This is a genomic window from Roseibium sp. Sym1 (assembly GCF_027359675.1).
GTDB lineage: Bacteria > Pseudomonadota > Alphaproteobacteria > Rhizobiales > Stappiaceae > Roseibium.
Genome location: NZ_CP114786.1, coordinates 4,351,014 through 4,364,961 on the forward strand (window position 1 = coordinate 4,351,014; position 13,948 = coordinate 4,364,961).

Consider the following 13,948-nt stretch of genomic DNA (forward strand, 5'->3'; position numbering starts at 1 on the left):
CCCGGTATCCCGGGGCGGACGGGATTATCGCGACAGGGAATTCATCACGGTCTTGACCCGGTTGCCGCCTTCCTGCCGGGCCTGGAAAACGCAATTCTCGGCGGCGGCCAGGATGACTTCGGAACTTTCGGCGACGCCGGTCTGTTCCGCCACTGCGCAGGCGGCGCCGACCGATGCGGTGACGATGCCGTTGCCCGCCGTGTTCTCGGGATTGGGAATGCCGAGATCCTGAATGGCGAGGTGGATATAGGCGCTGATGGTTTCCGCGCCCATTTCATGCGTGCGCGGCAACAGCAGCGAGAATTCCGATGTTGCGGTCCGGGCCGCGATGTCCGCCGGCCGGCGCGCCGTTTCCTTCAGGGTCGTGGCGACCTTGTTGAGGCAGTCTTCCGCCGCGCTCGGACCGAAGTGATCGGCCAGGGCCTCGAAGCGGTCGAGAGAGACCTTGATCAGGCTCGTGTGGGTTCTCTCGCGCAATGCAATTGCCCATTCCCGACGCAGGCTGTCCTCGAAGGCGCGCCGGTTGTAAAGACCTGTCAGCGGGTCGGTCAGCGTGGCTGCCTCCAGCAAGCCTTCCAGTTCCTTGCGCTTTTCAATGCTGCGGAAATAGACGGCAAAGGCGTAGGGATTGCCGGACGGGTCTCTCAGCAAGTGGGCGGTGACCTCGGCCCAGACCAGTGCGCCGAGCGCGGACCGAAGCTGCAGGTCGGCATGCGGCAGGGGGGCATCCGGGTCGCCGGTGCCGGCAAGAATCCTGTGCAGCAGTTCGGCGTCGGCATTCGTCGCGCCGATATAGACAAGGTCGCTGAGGTGGTCGGCAAATTTGTAGGCGTCCCAGCCGAACAGCCGTTCCGCCGCCGGGGACAGGAAAGCAAGATCCCCCTTCAGCGACAACAGCACGACGGCTTCGCCGCTCAGGTTGACAAGCGTTTCGAAATCGATGCTGGACGGGTGGAGCGGTCCCTGGCCCGACGGGGATTTCCTGTTGCTCTCCAGCACCATCTCAGCCTCGCACAGATTTCAGATTGCAACGCATGGTAATATGAAACTGAACGGTATTCACGCTGCGAAATCAAGTGGCAAGCGCGGTCACCGGCAAATCGGGGATTGATCAGTTTCCACGAACAGCCTGAACAGGCCGAAACCCGGAGACAATTTGCTGCGATACATCGGTGAAAGCAGCCGCTGGCGGTCATGGTGGACCGATTTTGGCGAACCCGGCTTCAGGCACTGTCCAAACTGCTTAAGGGGCCCGCGCGAAAAGTCCGAAAATCGACCGGCCCGCGCTTGAAGAGGCAAAATCAACTGCCTAAGACATGTCATAACCCTGCCGGAACGCTATTATCCGGCAGACCAGCGCTGATTCGATGAAATCGGTGCCCGCCGTACCATTGTGAACTGTGACGAAAGAGCCGCATGACGCCAGCAATGATCGACGACACCACACTTTATGCAGTGCTCGCCCCCTTTGCCGCGGCAGCTGTGGCGCCGTTCCTGACCCGTTGGTTCAAGCACAATGCGGCCTGGCCGCTGGCAATCGTTCCGGCCCTGATTTTCCTCCATTTCACCGGGTTCGTCGAACCGGTCTCGCAAGGGGAAAGCTTTGTCGCCAGCAAGGCCTGGGCGCCGAGTTACGGCGTGAATTTCTCGGTCTATGTGGATGGCCTGTCGACGCTGTTCGCGCTGCTGATCTCCGGCATCGGAACCTTCATCATCCTGTATGCGGGCGGCTATCTGAAGGGCCATCCCCAGCAGGGCCGGTTCTTCTCGTTCCTGTTCATGTTCATGGGCGCGATGCTCGGACTGGTGCTCGGCAACAACCTGATCTCCCTGTTCATCTTCTGGGAACTGACATCCGTCACCTCGTTCCTGCTGATCGGGTTCGATCATCTGCGCGCGGCGTCCCGCCGGGCGGCCCTCCAGGCGCTGGTGGTGACCGGGGGCGGCGGCCTTGCGCTGCTGGCGGGCTTCATCCTGATCATCGCGGCGACGGGCGAGATCGAGATGTCGGTTCTGCTCGGCTCGCCGGACATTATCAAGGACACGGGTCTCTACCTGCCGATCTTCCTGCTTGTCCTCGGCGGCGCCTTTACGAAGTCGGCGCAGTTCCCGTTCCATTTCTGGCTGCCCAATGCGATGGAAGCGCCGACACCCGTGTCGGCCTATCTGCATTCGGCGACCATGGTCAAAGCCGGCGTCTACATGCTGATGCGCATGCAGCCGTTGCTGGGCGGGACGCCGGAATGGACCACGGTCCTGCCGATCTTCGGCGGCCTGACGCTGCTGGTAGGCACGATCCTGGCCGTGCGCCAGACCGACCTGAAGCTGATGCTGGCCTATACGACCGTGGCCTCACTCGGTCTCCTGGTGATGCTGACCGGCACCAGCCACGAGAAGGCCCTGGAAGGGGCGGTGCTCTACCTGCTGGCACACTCCCTGTTCAAGGGGGCGCTGTTCATGGTCGCCGGCACCATCGATCACGAGGCCGGTACCCGCGATATTACCAAGCTGGGCGGGCTGCGCTCGGCCATGCCGATCACTTTCGCGGCCGCATGCCTGGCGGCACTGTCCATGGCCGGACTGCCTCCCTTCATCGGGTTCATCGCCAAGGAAGTGCTCTATTACGGTACCTCCGGCTGGCTGGAGTTCTGGGGCGGTCCGATCACCGTCACCGCGGTGGTCGGCAATGCCCTGATGCTGGTGATCGCCGCCGCCGTTGCCATCAAGCCCTTCCTGGGGCCGAAGGTGGGGACGCCGAAACATGCGCATGAGGGGCCGGTGCTTCTTTTTGCGGGGCCTGTTGTCCTGTCCGTTCTGGGCCTCGGGCTGGCGTTGATCGCCCATACCACCGGTGAGCTTTTTGTCGGCCCGACCCTGTCGTCGCTGATGGGCGAGCCGAAGTCGGTCGAACTTCATCTCTGGCCGACCAAGATCAATGCTCCGCTGATCCTGTCGCTGGTTACCATCGGGCTCGGTATCGTCCTGTTCACGCAGATCGACCGCCTGCGTGCGATCATTGCCTCCGTGCTGGAGGTGATCGGCTGGGGCCCCGACAAGGGATTCGACCAGTTCGTTGCCGGCACTGTCTCCCTTTCCAGCCGGGTGACCCGGGTGCTGCAGAACGGCAAGATGCAGACCTACATGGTTTTGATCTTCCTGTTCACCGGCCTCGCGGTCCTCTTGCCGGGCTATCTCACAAACAGTTTCCCGGCGATGCCGAAAATGCCGGAATACCGTTTCTATGAATGGGGCATCCTGCTGATCGCCGTTCTGGGCCTGATCGCGGTGCTGGTTGCCAAGACGCGCCTGACGGCGATTGTTTCGCTCGGCATCCAGGGGTTTGCGGTTGCGCTGATCTTCATGATGTTCGGCGCACCGGACCTGTCCTTCACGCAGTTCATGGTCGAGACTCTGTCGGTCGTCATTCTGGCTCTCGTGATGACGCGCCTGAACCTGTCGCCGAGCGACCATCGTCCGTTGTCCGCCGCCCTCGCGACAGGGCTCGTCGCGGCCGCTGTCGGCCTGGGACTGTCCCTGACCCTGCTGGCGATCACCCAGCAGCCTTTCGACAGCCGCCTGTCGGATTTCTTCACCGAGTTCAGCAGGTCCATCGCCCACGGCCGCAATATCGTCAACGTGATCCTGGTGGACTTCCGCGGCATTGATACGCTCGGCGAAATTACCGTGGTCGTGCTGGCGGGCCTGTGTGTCCTCGCACTGATCCGCGTGCGTACCAAACCCGACAAGACGGCAGAGGCCTCGGAGCAGGATGCGCTCAAGGCCCAGCAGGCGGAGGCACGCTGATGCGCACGATCATCTTCCGCACCATCGCGCCCTACCTGTCCGCGCTCATGGTCCTGTTCTCGATCTTCGTGCTGCTGCGCGGTCACAACGATCCGGGGGGAGGCTTCATCGGCGGGCTGATCGCCGCCTCGGCGCTGGCGATCTTCGGTGTCGCCTGCGGCGTTGCCTCCGTGCGCCGCGCGATCGTGTTTCACCCGATGGGCATCGCCGGTTTCGGTCTCTTCATCGGTGCGCTGGCGGGCATCGTCTCGTTTTTCAAGGGGCAGCCTTTCATGACCAGTCAATGGTGGTACGTGAAGCTGTTCGGCGTTGAAATCCCGCTGTCCACGCCGCTGATCTTCGATATCGGGGTCTACCTGGTTGTGGTCGGGGCGATCGGTTCGATTGCCCTCGCGCTGGAAGAAAGGGAGGCCGACTGATGGAAACCGGCGTCGTCATCCTGATCGGCCTGTTCTTTACGGTCGCCGTCTACCTGATGCTTTCGAAGCAGCTGGTGCGGATGCTTCTCGGCATCGCCATCCTGGGCAATGCCGTGAACATGCTCATCTTCACGAACGGGCGGCTGACGCGCGAAGTGCCGCCGCTCATCCCGGAACATCTCTATACGCCGGAAGTTGCCACGGCCAACCCGCTGCCCCAGGCGCTGGTGCTGACCGCCATCGTCATTTCCTTCTCGTTCTTTGCCTTCCTGCTGGTCCTCGCTTTCCGGGCCTATCAGGAGCTGGGAACCGACGAAGTCAATGAAATGCGCATCGCCGAACCCGAAAACGACCAAACTCCGCCGCAAGGGTACTAAGTTTAATGGCCGGTTCTTCCGTTTCCGTCGATCTATCCCAGGCCATGATCATTGGCGCGGTTCCGGCCGGTGACTGGCTGGTGGTGGCACCGACGCTCATCACCATCCTGGGCGGGTCCTTGTGCCTCATGCTGCGCAAGAACACGGATCTACAGCCCAGGCTCGGGATCGGGTTCCTGGCGCTTCTGGTGCTGGCCAATCTCGGACTGCTCGTCCGCGTTCTCGACCAGGGTGTGATCACCATGGTCATGGGCAGCTGGCTGCCGCCCTTCGGCATTGCCTTCACGGTGGATGCGCTTGGTGCGACCCTGTCGCTGATCGGGTCGGTCGTTGCGCTGTGCGCGGGGATCTTCGGGGCCGCAACGGTGAGCAGCACAGGCCGCCGCTACGGATTCTATCCGTTCCTGCTTCTCTTGATGACCGGTGTCTGCGGCGCCTTCATCACCGGTGACATCTTCAACCTCTATGTCTGGTTCGAAGTGCTGCTGATCTCCTCCTACGGCCTGCTGGTGCTCGGCAACGACCGGATCCAGCTGGACGGGGCGGTCAAATACGGGGTGCTGAACCTGATCGGCACCAACCTGTTCCTGATCGCGACAGGTCTGCTTTACGGGATCTTCGGCACGCTCAACATGGCCGACCTCGCCCAGAAGGTGGCCGCGCTGGACAATCCGGCCTCCGGCACGCTGGCCACGGTGGCGGCACTGTATTTCCTGGCCTTTGCCATGAAGGCGGCAGCGTTCCCGGTCAATTTCTGGCTGCCGGCCTCCTATCACACGCCGAATATCGTGGTGTCCGCGGTGTTTGCCGGCCTGCTGACCAAGGTCGGTGTCTACGCGCTGATCCGGGTCATGGTGCTGATCCTGCCTGCCTCGCGCGACTACATGGCAGACGTCATCGCCCTGGTCGCCATCGTCACCTTGATGACCGGTGCCCTTGGCGCTCTCGCCCAGAGCGAGGTCCGCCGCCTGCTCGGCTATCTTGTGATCGCAGGGATCGGAGCGATGCTTGCGGGTGTCGCCGTCGGCTCCACGCTGGCCGTTTCCGGTGCGATCTTCTACGCGGTCCATTCCATCATCGTCATGACCGCGCTCTACATGGCCGCGGGCATCATGGACATGATGGGCGGGTCCTACGAGCTGAGGAAACTCGGGGGGCTCTATCAAAAGAGCGCGGCGTTTGCCGGTGTCTTTCTTGTGCTGGGCTTTGCCGTTTCGGGCCTGCCGCCTTTTTCCGGCTTCTGGCCGAAGGTGGTTCTTGTGGACGCGTCCTTTCAGGACGGCCGTCCCTGGCTGGCCGCCGCCATCCTGGTCAGCGGGTTCCTGACAACCCTCGCGATAGGGCGGGTCTGGATCTTTGCCTTCTGGCGCGGTGGACCCGAAGGCACGCCGGATGGCCAGTCCGTCACGGTTTCGACCGGCAATTCGGTGCAATTGTCCGGTGGCGCGGTCTGGCTGCCGCTTGGTATCCTGACCGCGCTCGTCGTCTATTTCGGCCTTCAGCCGGAGTGGATGCTTGAATTGTCAACGCGGGGGGCAAGTGGCGTCATCGAGCCGCTCGGCTATCTGCGCTCGGTCTTTGGAGGCGAGGGATGACCAGTCTCTTTCTCATCAATATCCTTCTGATGCTTGCCTGGGCTGCGGTCACCGGGAGTTTCTCCGAGGTCAATCTGGCCTTCGGTTTTCTGCTCGGCTTCGGCGGCCTTTACCTGATCCGCGAACAGGTGGGGACGGCGGCCTATACCCAGCGCGTCGTCAAGGGGTTCAGTCTGGCGCTTCTTTTCGTCTATGAACTGGTTCTGTCCGCCTGGCGCGTTGCCATGATCGTGCTGCGGCGGGAGATCAAGCTGCAGCCGGGCATCATTGCCTTTCCGCTGACCGTCGACCGGGATTTCGAGATCACCATGCTGGCCAACCTGATCACGCTCACGCCGGGCACGCTGTCGGTGGATGTCTCCGAAGACAGGAAGACACTTTATGTGCACTGCATAGATGTTCCCGACCCGCAGGCCACGATCGATGACATCAAGAACGGGTTCGAGCGGAAGATCCTGGAGGTGTTCAGATGAGCCCCTTCGAAACATTCGCCTCCGGCTTTCTCGAAGTCAGCGTCCATATCGCCCTGGGTCTCCTGACCGTTTCCTTCTTTGTCATCGTCTTCAGGACCGTGAAGGGGCCGAGCCTGCCCGACCGGGTGGTTGCCCTCGACATGCTGGTGGCCGTCGGCATCGGATTCATCGCCGCCATCGGCGTGTCCACGGGCTACTACCTCTACATCGATATCGCCATCACGCTCGGGCTGGTCGGATTTCTGGCAACGGTCGCCTTTGCGCGCTTCGTTCTCAACCGCGGCCAGGCCGGGGACAAGTCCATCATGGACGAGGTCGAGGAGAGCATCAAACGCCGGGAGGCAGGTCAATGACCGCGATTGTTGAAATTGTCACCGGCGTCATGCTGGTGGTGGGAGCTTCGTTTGCCCTGGTGGCGTCGGTCGGCCTCATCCGTTTGAAGGACGTCTACATGCGCATGCATGCCGCCTCGAAGGCCGGCACGCTCGGGTCCGGTGTCATGTTGCTGGCGCTTGCGGTTCACGCCAGCGACCTGGCCGTGGTCACGCGCGCCATCGCCGGAGTGGTCTTCTTCCTCCTGACTGCCCCAATTTCGGCCCATTTGTTGGCGAAAGCTGCTTATGCGGCCGGTTATCGCCCGTGCGCCGATACCAAGGTGGATGCCCTTGCAGAAACAGTCCGTCCCAAGGGCTGAGGCCGGAAGAGGCCTGTCTGCGGCTGAATAGTCAGGAGCCCGGGCAATACTATCCGTCCATTGTCTAAGCGGGTGCACAAGATACAGTCAATATTTATAGAATTTGATTTTTATTGCGTATACGCAATTTTTATTTGAATTTCGGGGTTGTCGTTTCTGAAGTGCGGTTATATAAGGCTGTGACGATTTCCTGCGAAGTAGAATCGTTTTTGATTTACGGGTTCGCAAGTAACGGAATTTCCAGAACCGGCTACGCCCCCGATAGTTTGCAGGTAAACACCGCAGATAAATTGAATTCAGTAGAGAACGGGTGAAATATGACTGACAGTCCGGTTGATGCAAATCTGATTGATCTTACCGCAGACATCGTGTCGGCCTATGTGAGCAACAACACGGTTGCGTCAACAGATCTGCCAGACTTGATCAACGAAGTGTACGGCGCGCTGCAGAAGACCGCCAATGCTTCCAGCGAGCCGGAGCCGGAGCCGCTGAAGCCGGCCGTTCCCGTCAAGAAATCCGTGATGCCGGATTACATCATCTGTCTCGAAGACGGCAAGAAGTTCAAGTCGCTGAAGCGCCATCTGCGTACCCATTACAACATGACCCCGGAAGAGTACCGGGAAAAGTGGGACCTGGGCGCGGACTATCCGATGGTTGCGCCGAACTACGCCGCTGCCCGCTCCGAACTTGCCAAGAAAATGGGTCTTGGCCAGCAGCGCAAACGGTCCAAGTAAGGATCGCGATTTCGTGTACCGGAATACAGGGAGCTGCTCATTGAGCAGCTCCCTTTTTTGTTGTCGGGAAGCCGGAACTGCGCGAACTGCACACCTTGCGCCAACGGCGCATTACCCCGTCGTTAAGTTCATCGTCGGGGAGGAGGCGCGCGCTGGACGCGAAGCGGCGCCGGTCAGGCGGCTTCCAGGGCCTGCTGCGCGTCCGAACGGATACGGCCCACCATGGAGCGCAACCCGTTGGAGCGTTGCGGCGTCAGGTGATCCTGCAGGCCAAGTTGGGAAAAGATCGCCTCGACATCCGTTTCCAGAATCTCGCGCGCCGGTTTTCCGCTGAACAGCGCGGTCACGATCGCCACGAGGCCCTGGACGATCAGGGCGTCGCTGTCGCCTTTGAAGGTCAGAACCGGCGCACCGTCGGCATTCCTGTCCACGGAGGTGATCAGCCAGACCTGAGACACGCAGCCGCGCACCTTGTTGGCGTCGGTCTTTTCGTTCTCTGAGAGATCCGGCAATTCCTTGCCGAGGTCGATCAGGTATTTGTAGCGGTCTTCCCAGTCGTCGAGAAAATCAAACGTCTCAAGGATTTCGTCCAGGCTGGTTGTCATGGCACCGGTCTTTGCAGGTCGTTTGCGCCTTCATATAGCCTGCATGGGCGCAAGTGCAAACGATGATGACGGCGATCCCGTCTCGCGGCCTGGCCGAATTGTGAAAACCGGACGAAAATCTGCGGGCGACGGACACAAAAATACGCCGCAGATGAAATGGGCAGCTATCCATCTGCGGCGCAGCGGAACGAACCGCTGAAGTGAAGCCGTCTTTGCGGTGCCACAGATGGCACCGCAACAGCGGGGCGCAATCGGCCGTTATCGGACCCAGGAGGTCATAGGGTCTTCAACGGCCTGTCTGCTCAGGTCTTCTGACCTGAGCGTGGTTTGGGCCGTGGCACCGGCCCAAAATCTGTCTCCACTGGGGAGACGGTGTTCAAGTCCGGTTGCCAGTCGGTGCGTCCGGCCAGCTTCTGGATCGGGTGACCTGCAGTGGCGGTTCCGGTGGATCCGGTCAGCAAGGGTTCGGATTCGGCATTGTCGGCGATCTGTGTGTCGAGAAACTCGTAGACGATGCGTGCGCCGTCGCGGGCACGGCTGCCGATTGCCGCCAACGCGTCGCCGCCGGTCTCGCAGGCTTGCGGATTGCGTCCACAAAACCCACCAAGATCCGAAACGGTGGCCTGCGCGGCCAGGAAGGCAGAAACCGGATCGACTGTTTCCACCGAAGGTTCATCGTCCTGTTCGAATCCCAAAGGGATCAGGACCAGAACCAAGGTGAGCCAGAAGGCGGTTCTCAGGAGAAAGAACATGTCGCTACCCATAGTGTCAGTTCTGTCGTTGCATGCCTTCTTGCCACCGGCACGCTTGTTATGAGGGCACCATAGCAGTGACATGAGAATGCCCGGTTGAGCGGGAAAGTCCAATTTTCGTAAAATAAAACAGGCATTTAAGGGGAATTTTCTGAAAAATTGAATCAAATTTGAACGATTTCGGGGCAACGTGTTGAAATCGCGAGGATTTCGGAAAAAAAAGCGCATTCCCAATTCATCCTTTATCGTTCCTTAAGTGCTCCGGCGGACAATACCCGCACAAGGGGTGCGAGCGGCGGTGATTGTCGCTGTTGTGTGGTAGAGTAGAGTGCGTAACCTTCTGAAATTCATTGGAAATATGTTCAGGCATTGGGTGGTCCGGGTCGACGGGATGATTCATCCTGCCGCGGCTTCAGACCCGTTTTTGGCGCCGTTGCACCGGTCCTTTCTGATCAGCAGCTTCGCAAGCGGCGCGGCCGCGCTGATTGTCCTGCCGTTGCATCTCGCGCTTGCAGGGCCGCCGCATGCCGCGGTTCTTCTGGTGCTGACGTGGATGGTGAGCCAGTGGCCGCTTGCGCTGTTCCTCTCCCGTTCGGGAGGGTTAAACAGGGTGATCGGGCTGTCTTCCGGCCTGTTTGCCTGTCTGGTGGCCGGCATTTGCCTGCTGACGGGCGGCACCGGATCGTTTGCGCTGGTGTGGCTGCTTGTTCCGTTGATGGAAACGGCCTTTTCGACCGACCGCCGGACGCCTGTCCTGCTGACCCTCTTGTGTGGTGCGTTGCTCGCCGGCATTGCCCTGATGCCGCTGCCGGCGACGCAGATCGCCGTGCCGGACGCAAACGTGCCGTTCTATGCGACCCTGGGCGCTCTGCTCTATACCGGTGTCCTCTGTTTCAGGCTGACGCTCGACCGTTTGCTGGCGCTGCGCGTGGAGCGGCGATCGCAGGAGACGCTGCAGAGGGTTGGGCAGGGCATGTCCGATGTGGTTTGCGAACTTTCCGCCGACGGTGCGATCAGGATTCTGGCCGGGCCCATCACGAAACTGATCGGCCCCCTTCCGATCGCCGATGGCGAGGACTGGCTGTTTCCCCGATTGCACGTCGCCGACAGGCCGCTTTACCTGACATGCTTGTCCAGCGCCCGTCACAGCGGAGACACCAGAAGCCTGACGGTTCGATTTAGGGTGGGCGCATCTCAGCCTGGGGAAATCGGGCAGGCCGACTATATCGACCTGGCTCTGACATTGCGGCCAACCGGACTTGCGGGGTCGCTGGCGACGGAACCGGAACACTCCTTGCTGCTCACCTTGAGTGCGGACGTCCGGGACGTGCCGGAAACCCGGACACCGGCCGATGGCGAATTCCCTGCCGGAAGACTGTCGAGGAGCCTGGTGGAATTTTCCGACCCGGAGCCCGAGGAGGCAATTGCGGACCGGAAGCATCACGGTCGCCAAACGGACCCTGTGCCTGTTTCAGCTGCGTCTCCGCTGGGCGAGTCGTTGCCGACCGGTAGGATGGCGTTCGAAAGCGCGGCTGACACGGAACGGGAACCTCTCGATGCCCGCGATCCCGGCATGAGCGACATTACCGCCAGCCTTGAACAGTGCCGCGACCTGCTTGCGCCAGTTGCTGCACGACGGGGCGTGATGCTGGATCTCGCGGCGGGGGCCGACCTGCCAATGGTTGCAGCCAGGCCCAAATGTGTGCGCCAGGCCCTCTATTTTCTGTTGGCGGACATGATCGAAACGTGCGGGGAAGGCGCTCTCTTGACCGTATCGACGGAAATTTCCGCCACCGGTCTCGATTGCCTGCTGACAGTCAGGAACAGGCCGTCCGGCATGCCATGGTGCGTCGACGGGTCCGAATTGGTGTTCGACAGTGCCTCCAAGCTGCTGGTGCAGACCGGCGGCAGCCTGTCGGTACGTTCCATGAAGGGTGCGGGAGACTGCGTGGTTGTTCACTTGCCCCTCGGCGCCGGCAAACCGGCTGCCAGGCCGCTGGCAAAATCGGCATAGGGGCGGCATGGCAAAAGCGGGAAAAAACGCGAAGAAGTCAAAGACCCAGGCGGCGAAGCACCCGGAAAGCTTCATGTCGAAAGCGGGACATGTTGCGCTCGACAATCCGGTTGCAGCCGGCGGCACGGTCGTCATGGGGCTGACTGCCTGCCTGATCGTTGCCAATGCGGTCGGTTTGCAGCCGGGCCGTCATCCGGCACCGCTGTTTGCGACCAGGGACAGATCCGATGCCTTGCAGGTTCCCGAACCTGACGGGCGCAATCCGGGACTGAAGGTTCAGGAAATCTCGACCCTCGTGCTCGATCTGCAGATTTCCTTGCGCAAGATAGGTCTTTATGAAGGCCCTCTGGACGGGCTCAACGGTCCGGCAACGGAACGCGCGATCCGCTCCTTCGAACGGCGCTCGGGCCAGGTGGAGACTGGCGAGGCCAGCGAAGCGCTGCTCGCCCTGGTGCTCTTGCAGGGGGACGCGCCCGCGGAGGGCCACATGCCGGTGCCACGGGCAAAGCCGGGTTTTGCAGGCACAAGCAACCGTGTCACCGATAGCGATGCGGTTGCCGGGGTCGATGCCGATCCGAAACTGATGAAAATTCAAAAGGCATTGTCCGAACTCGGGTACGGGCCGCTCAAGGCCGATGGCCTCATGGGGGCGAACACCAACGCCGCCATCAGGCGCTTCGAATTCGACCGTGGCCTGCCCATGACCGGTGAACCGGGGCCGAAGGTGATCGAGCGCCTGGAAATGGTCAGCGGCCGGAAGCTGTCGGGATAGTTGCCGGAGGGCGGGCCGTGGCGTAAAGCTGCGGCTCACGCTTGCGGCGCCGGCGCGCGGGCGAACACGGAAGGCAGCATGCGCGTTACCACGGATTTTTTTGTCAGCGCCCTTGTCCGGCGGATTTTCGGTGAAGGGGGCTTTGCCGCCGTTTCCAAGAAGGGCGCACCGGAGGCCGGTGCGGTGTTTGTCTGTGTGGACAGGCTGGACGGCAGTTACGACTTCTACGGCCCTGCACCCCAGGCGATGTTTTCCGACCAGCCCCAGGGGCGCCTGTTCGAATGCATTTTCGAGAAATGCGATCGTGAACAGCTGGACGCCCGCCTAAAGAGCGAAGCCCGGATGGATCCGGATTATTGGCTTGTCGAGATCGAAGCCCGTGACGGCCGTGTGGATCTGCCCCTCGCACAGGACGATGCACCGGACCCGGGGGAAGGTCTGTTTCGGTATTGAAACGGGAGCCGTCTGCCGCGTTGGCCGGCGGGAGCCTCAGAGACCGGCCTTTTTCCTGGCGTCCGCGGTGTCCGGGACCGGTGTGCCGGTGGCTTGAGCCTCGCGCCGGACACTTTCCTGATACTGGACGTTTTGCGTCGGAGCGGTGACCGGAACAGCCTGCGCTCCCTGATCATGCAGGGTCCACTGTCCGACAAGAACTTCGGCGGCGCCATGGCTGAGGGTCCGGTAGAGGCGGAGCAGGGCACGCAGACGTTCGAGTGTCAGGCCATCGGCGCCGAGCCGGATCAGAACCGTTGTGAGCTGTGAGGCGGAGAAGCCGAGCGCTTTCATGGCGATGGTCAGGCCTTCGGCCTGATCCTGCCTGAGCAACAGGTCGCATGTCGGTTGCCGCAGGCCGAGGCCCTGGCCGAGCAGATCGGCAAAGCGGGACCGGTTCTGGTGAAGCGCCTCGTGCACCAATGCGTCCTGCAGTTTCAGGCGGCTGCCGGACGGGCGACTGCCCTGGGCCATGCCGGGGGCCTGTGCCTGTTTGACGAGGCTCGTCATCTCTGCCGCGGCGATGGCTTTCGGTTTCAGCTGATCTGGCAAGTGCAGGAATTGTCCCATGAGTCCATCCGGGTTTAATGCGTCCTGACCGGCCAATTCTAAACCAAGAGTAGCAACGATGTCACTACGGCAACTCAATTTTGTCTGATGAGCTTGCGTGAGGATGATGTCGTCGCGTTCAAGAAGGATCCTGATGACCTGGGCGCCTGCATGATCGCACAGGGCGCTGATGACCGAATCGCGTAAGGACGGCCGGTTGGCGATCGCCGTTCGCAGAGTGTCCGGGCCGGTCCTCGCGGTGCGCAGAAGGAGATCCACAGAAAGCCTTGGACTGTAACGAAGCGCGGGATAGGCGGTCAGGTCGTCGTCGTCGGCTGCCAGCATTTCAAGGAGAGTGTCCGGAATCTCCGGGTGACCGGCCAGCAACGCCGCTATCCTGCGCCTGTCCGGCAAGGATGTCAGCGGCAGCAGGTTCTGGGCCAGCTCGAGAAATATCTCTTTTTCTTCAACATCATGACGCGTCCTGCCGACGAAGAGTTCACTCGCGGCCAGAAGCACGCCGCGGTCGCTGCCGTTGCTCCGGGGCGCTCTGGATGATGAAGAGGAGGTTGGCACAGGCTGGTTGAAATGCTGGGTTTGGCGCATGAGACCCGTCTACGAAATACAAAAGTCCGGACCACCGGTGGAACTGATTTGGTTCAAATTGC

Annotated in this window: 15 protein-coding genes; 11 read left to right on the forward strand and 4 right to left on the reverse strand. The window is 61.3% G+C overall.

Going from position 1 to position 13,948, the window contains the following annotated elements:
• Positions 1–24: 24 nt before the first annotated feature.
• Positions 25–1,002, reverse strand: a complete 978-nt coding sequence (locus O6760_RS19785; protein WP_269581424.1) for a GGDEF domain-containing protein — start codon at positions 1,000–1,002, stop codon at positions 25–27.
• Positions 1,003–1,416: 414 nt separating this feature from the next.
• On the opposite strand from O6760_RS19785, the gene O6760_RS19790 reads away from it, so the two are divergent.
• The 8 genes from O6760_RS19790 (at position 1,417) to O6760_RS19825 (ending at position 8,096) form a co-directional block, all read left to right on the forward strand.
• Positions 1,417–3,804, forward strand: coding sequence for a putative monovalent cation/H+ antiporter subunit A (locus O6760_RS19790; protein ID WP_269581425.1), 2,388 nt, complete (start codon positions 1,417–1,419; stop codon positions 3,802–3,804).
• Positions 3,804–4,223 (forward strand): Na+/H+ antiporter subunit B, encoded by a 420-nt coding sequence (locus O6760_RS19795; RefSeq protein WP_269581426.1) that lies wholly within the window; start codon positions 3,804–3,806, stop codon positions 4,221–4,223. The genes O6760_RS19790 and O6760_RS19795 overlap by 1 nt, the downstream gene beginning before the upstream one ends.
• Positions 4,223–4,600, forward strand: a complete 378-nt coding sequence (locus O6760_RS19800) for a Na+/H+ antiporter subunit C (RefSeq protein WP_269581427.1) — start codon at positions 4,223–4,225, stop codon at positions 4,598–4,600. The genes O6760_RS19795 and O6760_RS19800 overlap by 1 nt, the downstream gene beginning before the upstream one ends.
• Before the next feature lie 5 nt (positions 4,601–4,605).
• Entirely contained in the window at positions 4,606–6,195 is a 1,590-nt protein-coding gene (locus tag O6760_RS19805) for a Na+/H+ antiporter subunit D (RefSeq protein WP_269581428.1), read from the forward strand.
• Entirely contained in the window at positions 6,192–6,668 is a 477-nt protein-coding gene (locus O6760_RS19810; protein ID WP_269581429.1) for a Na+/H+ antiporter subunit E, read from the forward strand. The genes O6760_RS19805 and O6760_RS19810 overlap by 4 nt, the downstream gene beginning before the upstream one ends.
• Positions 6,665–7,021 (forward strand): cation:proton antiporter, encoded by a 357-nt coding sequence (locus O6760_RS19815; protein ID WP_269581430.1) that lies wholly within the window; start codon positions 6,665–6,667, stop codon positions 7,019–7,021. Before O6760_RS19810 ends, O6760_RS19815 begins: the two co-directional genes overlap by 4 nt.
• Positions 7,018–7,362 carry a monovalent cation/H(+) antiporter subunit G gene (gene mnhG / locus O6760_RS19820; protein WP_269581431.1) on the forward strand — a complete coding sequence of 115 codons (345 nt, stop codon included), beginning with the start codon at positions 7,018–7,020 and terminating at the stop codon, positions 7,360–7,362. The genes O6760_RS19815 and mnhG overlap by 4 nt, the downstream gene beginning before the upstream one ends.
• Before the next feature lie 317 nt (positions 7,363–7,679).
• Positions 7,680–8,096: a MucR family transcriptional regulator gene (locus tag O6760_RS19825; protein ID WP_269581432.1), complete on the forward strand. Its 417-nt coding sequence runs from the start codon at positions 7,680–7,682 to the stop codon at positions 8,094–8,096.
• A gap of 173 nt (positions 8,097–8,269) precedes the next feature.
• Here the strand turns inward: O6760_RS19825 and O6760_RS19830 are convergent, their stop codons facing one another.
• Positions 8,270–8,701 carry a SufE family protein gene (locus tag O6760_RS19830; RefSeq protein WP_269581433.1) on the reverse strand — a complete coding sequence of 144 codons (432 nt, stop codon included), beginning with the start codon at positions 8,699–8,701 and terminating at the stop codon, positions 8,270–8,272.
• Positions 8,702–9,003: 302 nt separating this feature from the next.
• Positions 9,004–9,681, reverse strand: a complete 678-nt coding sequence (locus O6760_RS19835; protein WP_269581434.1) for a DUF5330 domain-containing protein — start codon at positions 9,679–9,681, stop codon at positions 9,004–9,006.
• A 163-nt stretch (positions 9,682–9,844) separates the two neighbouring features.
• Here O6760_RS19835 and O6760_RS19840 point away from each other — a divergent pair, with 163 nt between their 5' ends.
• The 3 genes from O6760_RS19840 (at position 9,845) to O6760_RS19850 (ending at position 12,692) form a co-directional block, all read left to right on the forward strand.
• Complete coding sequence (locus O6760_RS19840) at positions 9,845–11,467, forward strand: hypothetical protein (protein ID WP_269581435.1); 1,623 nt, start codon at positions 9,845–9,847, stop codon at positions 11,465–11,467.
• 73 nt (positions 11,468–11,540) lie between these two features.
• The gene (locus O6760_RS19845) at positions 11,541–12,239 is read left to right on the forward strand and encodes a peptidoglycan-binding domain-containing protein (protein ID WP_269581436.1); all 699 of its coding nucleotides are present in this window, start codon (positions 11,541–11,543) and stop codon (positions 12,237–12,239) included.
• A gap of 78 nt (positions 12,240–12,317) precedes the next feature.
• Positions 12,318–12,692 carry a DUF1491 family protein gene (locus tag O6760_RS19850; RefSeq protein ID WP_269581437.1) on the forward strand — a complete coding sequence of 125 codons (375 nt, stop codon included), beginning with the start codon at positions 12,318–12,320 and terminating at the stop codon, positions 12,690–12,692.
• Positions 12,693–12,728: 36 nt separating this feature from the next.
• Here O6760_RS19850 and O6760_RS19855 read toward each other — a convergent pair whose 3' ends face one another.
• Positions 12,729–13,886 carry a DUF2336 domain-containing protein gene (locus O6760_RS19855; RefSeq protein ID WP_269581438.1) on the reverse strand — a complete coding sequence of 386 codons (1,158 nt, stop codon included), beginning with the start codon at positions 13,884–13,886 and terminating at the stop codon, positions 12,729–12,731.
• Between the last annotated feature and the right edge of the window lie 62 nt (positions 13,887–13,948).